This window comes from Pseudomonas sp. PS1(2021), assembly GCF_020405165.1.
In the GTDB taxonomy this organism is placed as follows: Bacteria; Pseudomonadota; Gammaproteobacteria; order Pseudomonadales; family Pseudomonadaceae; genus Pseudomonas; species Pseudomonas aeruginosa.
Window position 1 is genome coordinate 7,484,622 of record NZ_CP084484.1, and the last position, 13,085, is coordinate 7,497,706.

Sequence of the window (13,085 nt, forward strand, 5' to 3'; positions counted from 1 at the left end):
GACGAGCTCCCTAGTACCGGGTGCTTACGTTATAGAGGCTGCTATGGGGGTACCGACGAGAACTCGCGCCATCAACTCTTGGATCAATCGAGGAAGGCCCGGCGGGTCTATAGAGATTCACGAGGTAGCTGCTCAGATTGTTGACATTCAGGCACTCCTCGACGCTGCGCGTGAAGTGCTAGGCGGACGTGATTTCGGGATTGAGCGACTAGAACAGGCGTTGCTGTTCTCCCAGCAACTGCCCCTATTTCAACAGGACCAACAGGACCAACAGGAATCATCGCTGGCGTCTTGGCTGAACACGATGTTGCGCGACGTCCTTGGGGGCGCGCATATCATCGTGGAACGAGGAGCTGCGTTGATTCATCACCTCCAGCCAGCCTTCCAGAGTCGACGGTTAGCCCTTCCTTCTCGCGGCTGTTGAGCCGGGCGCCGCGGAAGGTTGTTGCAATGGCCTGCTGTAGTTGTTCATCAGGACTGGCTTTTCTAGTCGCCCGCACTGGCCACGCGGACCAATGCGGGGAGGTTTGGGGGCGGGCGGCGGTCAGTCGGCTTCGCTGGGGCGCTGGGCGCGCACCCCGGGGGAGGCGAAGCGCAGCAGGTGGGTGCGCTCGATCAGCAGGTACAGCACGGCGCCAGCGGCCAGGCCCCAGCCCGCGCCGTACACCGCCAGCACCACACCCATGGTGCCGGCGATACCGCGTTCGGCGTTGTTGTTGAGCTGCTCGAAGCCGACCATCAGGCAGATGTAGCCGGTGAGGATCAGCGTCAGCGACAGGGCGATCGGCAGCACCGGCTGGAAGAAACTCACCAGCGGCAGGACGAACAGCGCGAGAAAGCCGGTGATCCAGAAGGTGCCGGCGCCGCTGTAGATCGACTCCATCGCCTTGCGGCCGTACTTGTAGCGCTCGGCCATGGTCGCCGCCACGGCCGTCCACAGCGGGCCGGCCAGGCCCGGGTAGGGCGCGAAGAAGGCATGCAGGGCGTTGCGGATGGCGCACACCAGGTGGATGCGGTCGACGTTGATCTCGATCTTCTCGTCGGTGCGCAGCTCGTCGGCGCGCTGCATCAGCGACTGGCCGACGATGATGTCGCCGAAGGCGATGATGTAGGCGATCACCGCGGTGGGCACCGCCAGCATGAACACCTGGGCGTCGGGGAAGCCGGCGGTGAAGGGCAGGTACTGCCAGAGCTGGTCGAAAGCCGGCGCGGTGATGCCGAAGCGCACGTCCGGCATCCTGTACTCGCCCACCGCGATGCCGGCGACGATGGCCACGATCATCCCCGGGACCATGCCGTAGTTGACGATCTTGCGCGCCAGCGGCACCCGCTCGGTAAGCCCGCGGAACGACACCGAGAACATCAGGTACAGGCAGATCAGGCTGCCCAGCACCAACGAGATCGGCGTGTTGGCCAGGCGCCCGCCGGTCTCGATCTCGCCGATCAGCGCGGCGATGCCGGCGCCGATGATGATCCCGCCCTTCATCGAGTTGGGCACGATGCGCACCATCACGCTGCCCAGGCGCGTGACCCCGAGCAGGAAGAAGATGACGCAGACCAGGATCTGCAGCGCGAACAGCGCGCGGATCGCCTCCGGCCCCGGCTCGAAGTTGCCGAGAAACAGCAGCACCACCGGGATGCCGGGGGTGATCCAGCCCGGCACCAGCGGCACGCCGAGCAACGCCGGCAGCATGAAGCCGATGCCGCACACCACCACGTAGGCCAGCGCCACCTCGTAGGGCAGGCCGAGGTATTTCTCCAACAGCGGGATCATGCCCAGGCTGACCACGAACATGATCAGCGCCTGGAGCATCTCCGCGGTTTCCCAGCGGTAGTGCACGAAGGGCAGGCGAAGCTTGAACGGTCCGGCCTTCCAGCAGGGTTGTTCATCGCCGTCGTTACGTTTGTACAGTTGCATGGAGCCTCCGTTGACGCCGCGTGGCGCCTTCTTGTTGTTGTGAACGGATGCCGCCGGCAGCCGCCATCCCTGCAACGGGATGGCAGTACCAGGCAGAATAAAGAGGGGTCAGGCCAGATTGCGCAGAGGTGCAGCCTGGGGTGGCGACAGGTCGCGTGCCCGTTCGCGCAGGACGTACTTCTGGATCTTGCCGGTCGAGGTCTTGGGCAGCGCCCCGAATATGACGGTGCGTGGCACCTTGAACGAGGCCAGGTGCTCGCGGCAGAAACTGATGATGGCGTCTTCGTCGACGACCTGGTGATCGGCCTTGAGGTTGATGAAGGCGCAGGGGGTTTCGCCCCATTTCTCATCCGGTCGAGCCACCACGGCAGCTTCCAGCACGGCAGGATGGCGGTACAGCACACCTTCGAGTTCGATGGTGGAAATATTCTCCCCGCCGGAAATGATGATGTCCTTGAGCCGATCCTTGATCTCCACGTAGCCGTCCGGGTGGCAGACGGCCAGGTCGCCGGTATGGAACCAGCCACCTTCGAATGCTTCGGCCGTTGCACTGGGGTTCTTCAGGTAACCCTTCATCACCGTGTTGCCGCGCATGAAGATCTCGCCGATGGTCTGGCCGTCGCGCGGGGTCGGCTCCAGGGTTTTGGGATCGGCCACCATCAGCCCTTCCAGGGTCGGGTAGCGCACGCCCTGGCGTGCCTTGATTTCCGCACGCTCCTCCAGAGGGCGTTCGTCCCATTCGGCATGCCAGGCGCAGATGGTGACCGGCCCATAGACTTCGGTCAGGCCGTAGACATGCGTCACCTTGATGCCCATTTCCTCGACTGCGCCGATCACCTTGGCCGGCGGCGCGGCGCCGGCGACCATGGCGTGTACGGGGTGGTCGATGGCGGCTTTGGCCGAAGCGGGCATGTTGACCAGCGCATTGAGCACGATCGGCGCGCCGCACAGGTGAGTGACCTGATGCTCGCGAATCAGCCCGAGAATCTTCTGCGGGTCGACGCGGCGCAGGAACACATGGACGCCGGCCAGCGCGGTAATCGTCCATGGGTAGCACCAGCCGTTGCAGTGGAACATCGGCAGCGTCCAGAGATACACCGGATGGTTGCCCATCGCCCAGGTCATCTGGTTGCCCAGCGCGTTCAGATAGGCGCCGCGGTGGTGATAGACCACGCCCTTGGGGTTGCCGGTGGTGCCGGAGGTGTAGTTGAGGCTGATCGCCTGCCACTCGTCTTCCGGCCACTGCCAGGCGAACGCCGGGTCGCCTTCGGCGAGCAGCGCCTCGTAGTCGAGGCTGGAAACCGGCTCGCCTTCGCCGTACTCCGGGTCGTCCACATCGATCACGAGCGGCGGGTGATCGAGCATCCCGACGGCCGCGCTCACGACCGAGGCGAACTCGCGGTCGGCGATCAATACCCGGGCCTCGCCATGCTGCAGCATGAAGGCAATGGCTTCGGCATCCAGGCGTACATTGAGCGTATTGAGCACCGCGCCGATCATGGGCACGGCAAAATGGGCCTCGAGCATCGAGGGGATATTGGGCAGCATCACCGCGACGGTATCGCCCTTGCCGATACCACGCCCGGCCAACGCAGAGGCCAGGCGTCGGCAGCGCATGTAGGTTTCGGCCCAGGTGCGACGGATCGAACCGTGGATCACGGCGGGGTAATCGGGATAAACGCTGGCGGTGCGCTCGATGAAGCTGAGCGGGCTGAGGGCAACATGGTTGACTGCGGCGGGCGCAAGGCCCTGTTCATAGATGGTCATGCAAGACACCACTTGGCTGATTATTAGCTCTTGTTCTGCATCGCCTGGGAGCTTCGCCCGGGCGGCTTGCAAATCTTATAGATCAGTCGGAAGGCATATGGAAGTATTGCTGGAAGAATATGGTAATACTCCTATATCTATTTCCGTGCGGGCCAGGGGTTTTCTCCCGGCCAACCTTTCAGACGGATTGCTTATGAGCACAACTCCCGTTCGCCTTCACACCTGGCTGCGTCTGCAGCGTGAACAGGTAGCGCTCGACGCGCGCGCCGATGCCCTGTGCCGGGTACTGCGCGGCTGCGCCGGGGTACGCCAGGCGTACTACATGACCTGGCAGGCCGGCGCCGGCATCTACACCCATGAGGGCAGCGGCGCACAGCTGCCTCCCGGGCTGGGTGATCCGCTGCAGGCCAGTGATCGCCTGCTGCATGAGCGGCTCGGCCGCGAGGGCCTGCTCGACCTCGCCGTTGTCCGTGGGCTGGACTGCTGGCTTGCCGGCCGCCTGCGCCGGGCAGGCATCGTTCAGGGCGCCGTGCTGGCGCTGGATCTGGATGAAGCGGTACCCGGATTGTTGTTGCTTGCCACCGATGGCGATGTCGGTCCCTGCTCGCTGAGCTGGGTACGCGAGCTGTTGCTCAGCCTGCTCGCATGCGCGAGCGGCCTGGCGCGTCAATCGCCATTGCTCGGCCTGGATCCGCAACCGAGCCTGCTGCTGGACGAGCACGCGCATCCCGTCGAGCTGAACGCTGCCCTGCTGGCGCTCCTGGCCGATCGCCCTCTGGATGAGCTGCTGCGCTTTCTGCCCGTCAATCACACCGCGCTGGTCGGCGCTTGTCTGGCGCAACAACGGGCTATCGAAGGGGTGGAGGCCGAATACGATCAGCGCATCCTGATCTGGACCTTTGTTCCCGATCCCGCGCAGAACCGGGTGCTCGCGCGCTGTCGAGAGGCGACCGCACAGGTCCTGGCCGAGCGGGATGCGGCACGCGCCCGGCGCCTGTATCGGCTGATCACCGAAAACACCACCGACCTGATCTCCCGGCACGCGCCCGATGGGCGCTTTCTCGACGCCTCGCCAGCGGCCTGGCGGCTGCTCGGCTATTGGCCGGAGCAATTGCGTGGCCAACTCGTGGAAACCCTGTTCCACCCCGAAGACCGAGCCCAGTTGCCGGCGCGCAGCCGCGACGCGCTGGAGGTGGACGGCTATCACACCATGACCTACCGGGTGCGCCATCGAGACGGTCACTACCTGTGGTTCGAGACCGCCAGCCATGCCATCCGCGAGACCTATACCGGCGCGGTGGTCGAGGTGGTCAGCGTGTCGCGCGACATCACCGCGCGGGTGCAGGCCGAAGAGAACCGCCGGCGTCTGGCCGAGGTGGTGGAAGTAAACACTGACCTGGTGTTGTTCATCGATGCCGAGGGGCGGGTGACCTATCTCAATCCGGCGGCAAGGCGAACGCTGCGCCTGCAGGATGGGCAGATGCCGGCGCTCGATGCGCTGTTCGATACCGAGGTACTGGCGCTGCTGCACGGAACCGGCCGCACGACCGCCGAGCGCGAGGGCGTCTGGAGCTGCGATTCGCGTCTGCTCGCCCAGGACGGCGGTGCCTCGGTGCCGATTTCCCTCGTGCTGCTGGCGCATCGGACGACCGGCGGCGAGCGTTATTACTCGCTGGTGGCCCGCGACATGAGCGAGCGTGAGCTGCGTGAGGCGCAGCAGCGGCGCCACCAGGACGAGTTGGCGCATACGGGGCGCCTGATCACCCTCGGCGAGCTGGCATCCGGCATCGCGCATGAGATCAACCAGCCGCTCGCGGCGGTGGTCAACTACGCCAGTGCCAGCCAGCGCTACCTGCAGAGCCTGGGGCAGAATCCGCAAGCAGCCGAGCGGGTGGCCCAGGGCCTGGAGCGGATTACCGAGCACGCCAACCATGCCTCGGAGGTGATCAAGCGCTTGCGGGCGTTCCTGCGCAAGGGGCAGCGGCGCATGCAGCCGCTCGATGTCGCCGAGGTCGCGCGCGACGCGGTGCGCCTCTGCGCGTGGGAGACCGCTGCCGCCCAGGTGACCGTCGAGCAGGCGCTGGCCGCCGACCTGCCACGGGTCTATGCCGACCGCGTGCTGCTCGAGCAGGTCTTGATCAACCTCTTGCGCAATGCGATAGAAGCGAACCGCGAAGCCCACCCGGGGCAGCCGTCGCGTATCGTATTGCGCGCCGAGCGACAGGCCGATGAGGTGGTCCTGGCCGTTGCGGACCAGGGCCGTGGGTTGGATGAACAGGAACTCGAGCAGGCCTTTACGCCGTTCTTCACCCGCAAGCCGGACGGTCTCGGGCTCGGGTTGCCGATGAGCCGCAGCATCATCGAGGGGTTTGGCGGCGCGTTGCAGGGCCAGCCGGGCGAGAGCGGAGGACTGTGCATGCGCTGTCGCCTGCCGATCAAGACAATAACAACAGAGGAACGCTGATGAGCGATGCTCACGAGCAGGTGGTGTATATCGTCGACGACGACCAGGGCATGCTCGACTCGACGGTCTGGCTATTGGAGTCGGTGGGGTTGTCTGCCAGGCCGTTCATCGGCGGGCGGGAGTTTCTCGAAGCCTGCAATGGCGCGGATAACGCCTGCGTGCTGTTGGACGTCAGGATGCCGGGTATGGGCGGTCTGCAGGTTCAGCAGGCCATGCGCGCGCGCGGGCTGCAGTTGCCTGTGATCTTCGTCAGTGGCCATGCCGATGTGCCTATCGTGGTTCGCGCCTTCAAGGCCGGCGCGGTGGATTTCATCGAGAAGCCCTACAACGAGCAGTTGCTGCTCGATAGCGTGCAGCAGGCGCTCAGTCGACAGGAACGTGCCGGCGGCACCGGCGAGCACGTCAGCCTGCAGGCCCGCCTGGACAGCCTGACCCCGCGAGAGCGCGATGTACTGCTGCCGCTGGTGCAGGGCTACACCACCAAGGAAATCGCTCGCCAGCTCGACATCAGCATCAAGACCGTCGACCTCTATCGGTCCCGGGTGATGAAGCGCATGCAGGCCGAGCGCCTGGCCGATCTGGTCGGCATGGCCGTAGCGGCACGCCTGGTGGATCCGCTGCGCTTGCGCGGCTAGGCGTTCAGGCCCGCGCCGCTTCCCGATAGGCGCGTGGGCTGTCGCCGGTCCATTGGCGAAAGGCACGGGTGAAACCCGAAGGCTCGGAGAAGCCGAGACGCTGGGCGATTTCACTGATCGGCAGCCCTGCCTGGCTGAGGTAGTGGATGGCCAGGTCGCGGCGCAGGCCATCCTTGAGCGCCTGGAATCGGACACCTTCGAGAGCAAGACGCCGCCGCAGCGTGCGCTCGGTGATATGCAGCGCCTCTGCAGCGGCTTCGATACCGAGATCCCTGAACGCGCCATCGTTTTGGAACAGGTCACTGACGCTGCGCGTGAAGGCGGCCTGGTAGGACGGGCGCGTGAACCATTCCAGCGGCGCCCGCCGCAGGTGTTCACGCAGCGTGGCGGGCGTCTGGACCACCGGCATGTCCAGGCATTGAGGGTCGAGCACCAGGCGGCAATCGGGCATCGAGAAGCGTGCCGGGCAGGGAAACATCAGCCTGTACTCGGCATGGTTGGCCGGTTGCGGGTAGTCGAAGTGCACCTCCCGCAATCCGATGCGCTGGCCCACCAGCCAGCTGGCGAAACGATGCCAGAGCAGCATGAACACTTCCCGCAAGAGATGCTCCGAATCACGCTCCGGATCGGCCAGGCGCATCACGAAAGCCGTTTGCCCGCCGTCGGCGGTCAGCTCCAGACGCAGCGAATCGTTGACCAGATTGTAAAAGCGCGCCATTCGGTAATAGACCGAGGCCAGGCGACGACAGCCGATGACCTGGCGGGCCATCAGGGCGAACACACCGTGGCGGCTACGGGAGGGCGCAAGGCCCATGAATTCGTCGTCGCCAACGCGCCATAGCGCCAGCATCAGCCGGCTGAACTGCAGTGAGGTCATGCGCATCTGCGCGTTGTCGAGCAGGCGCTGGCCGATGCCGGCTTCCTGCAGCAACGCCTGTTCGTCGAGCCCACTGCGCTGCGCCGCCTCGATGGCGCTGCAGGCGAAGTGGACCGAAATGCTGTAGCCCTCGTAAGACATGTGAGGCTCTCGGATTGTCCGTTTATGTCAAGTATTAGTCAGCTTTGGTTATGGCTGGCGCCTGCGTGAGCGGCGAAGCTAGCAGCGCTTTACGAACGAGCGAGCGGCGACGTGCTCGGCTGGTGCAATGGCCGGCTCGAGGGCTTGCTGCGCGCTATCCGGCAACTCTACCTGAGCAGGGAGCCTTCCATGCAACTACGAGAGGTGGTGATCACCGGCGCTTTGCGCACGGCGATCGGGGATTTCGGCGGCAGCCTCAAAGACGCCAGGCCGAGTGAGCTGGCAACCCAACTGGTTGCCGAATCGGTCAAGCGCTACGGCGTGGACCCGGCGAGCGTAGGGCACTGCGTGTTCGGTAACGTACTGCCGACCGAGTCGAGCGATCTGTATCTCTCGCGGGTGGCGGCGCTGGAAGGGGGCCTGACCGAGCGCTGCGTCGCCATGTCGGTGAACCGGCTCTGTGGCAGCGGCCTGCAAGCGGTCATCAGTGCGGCGCAGCTGCTTCAACTCGGCCTTTGCCAGGCGGCGATCGCGGGCGGGGCCGAGTCCATGAGCCGCGCGCCCTACCTGCTGCCCGCGGCCCGCTTTGGCCAGCGGATGGGGGACGGCCAGACACTCGACCTGATGGTTGGCGCGCTGACCTGTCCGATCAACCGTTATCACATGGGAATCACGGCGGAAAACGTCGCCGAGCGCTACGGCATCAGCCGTGCGCAGCAGGACGCTCTCGCCCTGGAAAGCCACCGCCGGGCGGCTCGCGCCATCGCCGAGGGGCGCTTCGCCGGGCAAATCGTCCCCGTGGAGCTGAAAACCCGCAAAGGCACGCGGTCGTTCGACACCGATGAGCACGTGCGCCACGACTGCACGCCGGAAGAGCTGGCAGCCCTGCGCCCGGCGTTCAAGCGCGAGGGCGGCACCGTTACCGCGGGCAACGCGTCTGGCCTGAACGACGCCGCCGCGGCGCTGTTGCTGATGGACCGCGAGTACGCCGAGGCCAACGGCCACCAGGCCATGGCGCGGCTGGTGGACTACCAGGTGTCCGGCGTGGCACCCGAGATCATGGGCATCGGCCCGGTGCCGGCGGTGCGCGAGCTGCTGGCGCGCAACGGGCTGGAGATCGGCGATATCGATTTCTTCGAGCTCAACGAGGCGTTCGCGGCACAGGCGCTGGCGGTGGTGCAGCAGCTCGACCTGCCGCTGGAAAAGGTCAACCCCAACGGCAGCGGCATCTCCCTCGGTCACCCCATCGGCGCCACCGGGGCGATCCTGATGGTCAAGGCCGTGCACGAGCTGCAACGCAGCGGCGGCCGCTTCGCCGTGGTCAGCCTGTGCATCGGCGGCGGCCAGGGCATCGCCGCATTGCTGGAGCGCCTCTGATGACTCTTTACCAAGGGCAGGCGCTGCGCCTGGAATTGCTTGGCGACGGCTTCGCCGAGCTGGTGCTGGATCTCGACGGCTCGTCGGTCAACAAACTGGACCGCGCCACCCTGGCGGATCTGCGCGCGGCGCTGGAGGTGCTCGAGCACACCGCGCTGCGCGGGCTGCTGGTGCGCAGCGCCAAGCCGGCGTTCGTGGTCGGTGCGGACGTCAGCGAATTCCCCGCGCTGTTCGAGGCCGGGGAGGGCGCGCTGCATGCCTGGCTCGAGCAGGCGCTGGACAGCCTCGGGCGCCTGGAGTCGCTGCCCTACCCAAGCGTTGCCGCGATCAACGGATTCGCCCTTGGTGGCGGCCTGGAGCTGGCGCTGGCCACCGACTACCGGGTGCTGGCCGAGGATGCGCGAGTCGGCCTGCCGGAAGTCACCCTGGGCATTTGCCCCGGCTTCGGCGGCACGGTGCGGCTGTCGCGCCTTGTCGGTGTGGCCGATGCGCTGGACTGGCTGCTCGAGGGCAAGCCGCGAAAGGCCGGGGCTGCATTGACGGCCGGTGTCGCCGACCGTGTGGTGGCCCCGGAAGCCTTGTGCCAAGAGGCGCTGGCGCTGCTCGGTGAGGTTGCCGAGGGCGGCGACTGGCAGGCCCGGCGCGCACGCAAGCGTCGGCCGGTGGCTGTGCCGGACGGCATCGCCGCCCGTGGCGATACGCTCGACCCGCGCTACCCGGCGCCGCAGGCGATTCTCGCCGCGGTGCAGACCCACGCCGGGCTGCAGTTCGCCGAGGCGCTGCGAGTCGAGCGCGAGACGTTCGTGGCCCTGGCGCGTGGACCCGAGGCGGCCTCGCTGGTCGGGCTGTTCCTCGCCGATCAGGCGGTGCGCAAGCAGGCCCGTCGGCATGCCGAAGGTGCCGCGCCGGTGCGCCGCGCCGCAGTGCTCGGCGCTGGCATCATGGGCGGCGGCATTGCCTACCAGGCGGCGGCCAGCGGCACGCCGATCCTGATGAAGGACATCCGTGCCGAGGCGCTGGAGCTGGGCATGCGCACCGCCACCGCCCAGCTCGACCGGCAGGTCGCCAAGGGCAAGCTGAGCGAGGCACAGAAGGCGGCGATCCTCGAGCGGATCACCCCGACGCTGGACTGGCAGGGCTTCGCCGAGGTCGATCTGCTGGTTGAAGCGGTGGTCGAGCGGGCCGACGTCAAGGCCGCGGTGCTCGGCGAAGCCGAGGGGCTGGTGGCCGACGCCGCGGTGCTGGCCTCCAACACCTCGACCATTTCCATCGACCGGCTGGCCGAAGGGCTGCGCCACCCCGAGCGCTTCTGCGGCATGCACTTCTTCAACCCGGTACCGATGATGCCGCTGGTGGAGGTCATCCGCGGTCGCCACACCGACGACGCGACGCTGTCGCGCACCGTGGCCTTCGCCCTGGCGCTGGGCAAGACGCCCATCGTGGTCGGCGACTGCCCGGGCTTTCTGGTCAATCGGGTGCTGTTTCCCTACTTCAACGGCTTCAACCGGCTGCTGCAGGACGGTGTCGATTTTGAGCGTATCGACCGGGTCATGGAAGCCTTCGGCTGGCCCATGGGCCCGGCCTATCTCGCCGACGTGATCGGCCTGGACACCATGGTGCATGCCGACCGGGTGCTGCAGGAGGGCTACCCCGGGCGCATGGGGCATGACGGCGAGCCGGTGATGGAGCAGTTGCTCGCGGCCGGCTGCCTGGGCCAGAAGAACGGCCGCGGTTTCTACCTCTACGGCACCGATGAGCAGGGCCGGCGCCAGCGCGAGCCGTCGGCCGAGGCGCGGGCGCTGCTGGGTACGCCGGGCGCCGAGGTGAGCGACCAGGACATCGTCGACCGGCTGATGATCCCGCTGTGCCTGGAAACCGTGCGCTGCCTCGAAGACGGCATCGTCGCCAGTGCCGCCGAAGCGGATATGGGCCTGGTGCTCGGCCTCGGCTTCCCGCGCTTTCGCGGTGGCGCGCTGCGCTACATCCAGAACCAGGGGCTCGCCGAGTTCGCCGCCCGCGCCAGGCGCCATGCACACCACGGCGGGCTGTACCAACTCACCGACGAGTTCCGCGCGCGGCTGCACAGCGGCCAGCGCTACCACTAACGCACCGAGAGAAACGCACATGGCCGATTACGTCCATCCGTACCGCGACACCGAGTTCGTGCTCAATGAAGTACTGGGCTTCGAGCGCCTATGCGCCGAGCTTGGCCTGGGCGATATCAACAGCGAGCTGGCGGCGGCAGTGCTGGCCGAGGCGGGAAAACTGGGCGCCGAAGTGCTGGCGCCGCTGAACGCGATCGGCGACCGGGAAGGCGTCCGGCTGACCGAGCACGGCGTCAAGGAGGCGCCCGGTTTCGCCGACGCCTATCGGTTGTTCAGCGAAGGGGGCTGGTGTTCGCTTACCGCGCCCGAGGCGTTTGGCGGGCAGGCGCTACCGAGTGTGCTGGGGACCGCGGTCAGTGAGGTCTGGCACGCGGCGAACATGGCGTTCGCGCTTTGCCCGCTGCTGACCCAGGGCGCCATCGAGGCACTGGCGCATCATGCGTCGGCACCGTTGCAGGCACGCTATCTGCCCAGGCTGGTCAGCGGCGAGTGGACCGGCACGATGAATCTCACCGAGCCGGATGCCGGCTCCGATCTGGCGGCTGTCAAGGCGCGCGCGGTTCCCGAAGGCGAGCACTACCGCATCACCGGGCAGAAGATCTTCATCAGCTGGGGCGACCACCAGATGACATCCAACGTGATTCATCTGGTGCTTGCTCGCCTGCCGGATGCGCCTGCTGGCGTAAAGGGTATCTCGCTGTTTCTGGTGCCCAAGTTCCTGCCGAACGCCGCAGGCGAAGCCGCCGAGCCGAACGATGTGCGCTGCGTGTCGCTGGAGCACAAGCTCGGGATCCACGGCAGCCCGACCTGCACCATGAGCTTTGGCGAGCAGGGCGGGGCGATCGGCTACCTGGTCGGCGAGCCGCACGCCGGGCTGGCCTGCATGTTCACGATGATGAACCACGCGCGTCAGGCCGTGGGGCTGCAGGGCCTGGCGATTTCCGAACGCGCCTGGCAGGAGGCCCGCAGCTATGCCCGCGAGCGCTTGCAGGGCACCCAGCGCGACGGCAGCCGCTACCCGATCATCCGCTTCCCCGATGTGCGCCGCATGCTGATGCAGATGAAGGCCTCGACCGAGGCCATGCGCGCCCTGGCGCTGCTCGCGGCGTCCGAACTGGACCGCGCCCGCCATGCGCCCGACCCGGCCAGCCACCGTGCCCGCCAGGGCCGCGTGGATCTCTACACGCCGATCATCAAGGGATGGCTGACCGAGCTGGCGCAGGAGGTGACCTCGCTGGCCGTGCAGGTTCATGGCGGCATGGGCTATGTCGAGGAGACCGGTGTTGCGCGGCATTTCCGTGATGCGCGCATCCTGCCGATCTACGAGGGCACCAACGGCATCCAGGCGATGGACCTGGTAGGGCGCAAGACCCTCGCCAACGAAGGAGCGTTGCTGGCCGAGCTGCTCGATGACATCGACACGACCCTCGGCCACCTGCGCCAGGATGCGCGCTGCAGCAGGCTGGCGGCGCCGCTGGCCGAGGCGCTGGCAGCTGCACGGCGAGCGCGCCAGTACCTGCTGGAAGGTGCTGCAAGCGATCCCGCGCTGCCCGGCAGCGTCGCCTTCAACCTGATGATGCTGTTGGGTTACCTGTGCGGGGGCTGGGCCATGGCGCGCTCGGCGCTGGCCGCGTCCGCCGCGCTGGCCGCAGGGCGCGGCGATCCCGCCTTTCTCGAGGCCAAGCTGGTCACCGCGGGCTTCTACACCGACCACCTGCTGCCTCGCACCGGCGCCCTGCTTGCCAGCGTGCTCGCCGGTAGCCACAGCACCATGGCGCTCGTCGAAGAGCTTTTCTGAACC

At 66.8% G+C, this 13,085-nt stretch carries 8 protein-coding genes; 5 read left to right on the top strand and 3 right to left on the bottom strand.

From position 1 onward, the window contains the following. Positions 1–544 precede the first annotated feature (544 nt). Positions 545–1,918 (bottom strand): solute carrier family 23 protein, encoded by a 1,374-nt coding sequence (locus LE197_RS35480; RefSeq protein WP_042909937.1) that lies wholly within the window; start codon positions 1,916–1,918, stop codon positions 545–547. A gap of 108 nt (positions 1,919–2,026) precedes the next feature. Continuing rightward, positions 2,027–3,685, bottom strand: coding sequence for an acyl-CoA synthetase (locus LE197_RS35485; RefSeq protein ID WP_226033826.1), 1,659 nt, complete (start codon positions 3,683–3,685; stop codon positions 2,027–2,029). Between the two features lie 193 nt (positions 3,686–3,878). Here LE197_RS35485 and LE197_RS35490 point away from each other — a divergent pair, with 193 nt between their 5' ends. Together LE197_RS35490 and LE197_RS35495 are read left to right on the top strand one after the other, a co-directional pair. Continuing rightward, a complete protein-coding gene (locus tag LE197_RS35490) occupies positions 3,879–6,149 on the top strand; it encodes a PAS domain S-box protein (RefSeq protein ID WP_226033827.1) in 2,271 nt (756 codons plus the stop codon). Further along, positions 6,149–6,784 (top strand): response regulator transcription factor, encoded by a 636-nt coding sequence (locus LE197_RS35495; RefSeq protein ID WP_226033828.1) that lies wholly within the window; start codon positions 6,149–6,151, stop codon positions 6,782–6,784. Before LE197_RS35490 ends, LE197_RS35495 begins: the two co-directional genes overlap by 1 nt. Before the next feature lie 4 nt (positions 6,785–6,788). On the opposite strand, the gene LE197_RS35500 is transcribed toward LE197_RS35495, so the two are convergent. After that, positions 6,789–7,802, bottom strand: a complete 1,014-nt coding sequence (locus LE197_RS35500) for an AraC family transcriptional regulator (protein ID WP_226033829.1) — start codon at positions 7,800–7,802, stop codon at positions 6,789–6,791. A 189-nt stretch (positions 7,803–7,991) separates the two neighbouring features. Between LE197_RS35500 and bktB the strand changes: the two genes are divergently transcribed. The 3 genes from bktB to LE197_RS35515 are packed head-to-tail and all read left to right on the top strand — an operon-like array spanning position 7,992 to position 13,082. Next, complete coding sequence (bktB, locus tag LE197_RS35505) at positions 7,992–9,179, top strand: beta-ketothiolase BktB (RefSeq protein WP_226033830.1); 1,188 nt, start codon at positions 7,992–7,994, stop codon at positions 9,177–9,179. Further along, positions 9,179–11,284, top strand: a complete 2,106-nt coding sequence (gene fadB / locus LE197_RS35510) for a fatty acid oxidation complex subunit alpha FadB (protein ID WP_226033831.1) — start codon at positions 9,179–9,181, stop codon at positions 11,282–11,284. The genes bktB and fadB overlap by 1 nt, the downstream gene beginning before the upstream one ends. A gap of 19 nt (positions 11,285–11,303) precedes the next feature. Continuing rightward, positions 11,304–13,082 (top strand): acyl-CoA dehydrogenase, encoded by a 1,779-nt coding sequence (locus tag LE197_RS35515; RefSeq protein ID WP_042909931.1) that lies wholly within the window; start codon positions 11,304–11,306, stop codon positions 13,080–13,082. Positions 13,083–13,085 lie beyond the last annotated feature (3 nt).

Coding starts and splice junctions, on each gene's coding strand:
- LE197_RS35495 (WP_226033828.1), top strand. CDS start 6,149: ATGAGCGATGCTCACGAGCAGGTGGTGTATATCGTCGACGACGACCAG.
- LE197_RS35480 (WP_042909937.1), bottom strand. CDS start 1,918: ATGCAACTGTACAAACGTAACGACGGCGATGAACAACCCTGCTGGAAG.
- fadB (WP_226033831.1), top strand. CDS start 9,179: ATGACTCTTTACCAAGGGCAGGCGCTGCGCCTGGAATTGCTTGGCGAC.
- bktB (WP_226033830.1), top strand. CDS start 7,992: ATGCAACTACGAGAGGTGGTGATCACCGGCGCTTTGCGCACGGCGATC.
- LE197_RS35485 (WP_226033826.1), bottom strand. CDS start 3,685: ATGACCATCTATGAACAGGGCCTTGCGCCCGCCGCAGTCAACCATGTT.
- LE197_RS35490 (WP_226033827.1), top strand. CDS start 3,879: ATGAGCACAACTCCCGTTCGCCTTCACACCTGGCTGCGTCTGCAGCGT.
- LE197_RS35515 (WP_042909931.1), top strand. CDS start 11,304: ATGGCCGATTACGTCCATCCGTACCGCGACACCGAGTTCGTGCTCAAT.
- LE197_RS35500 (WP_226033829.1), bottom strand. CDS start 7,802: ATGTCTTACGAGGGCTACAGCATTTCGGTCCACTTCGCCTGCAGCGCC.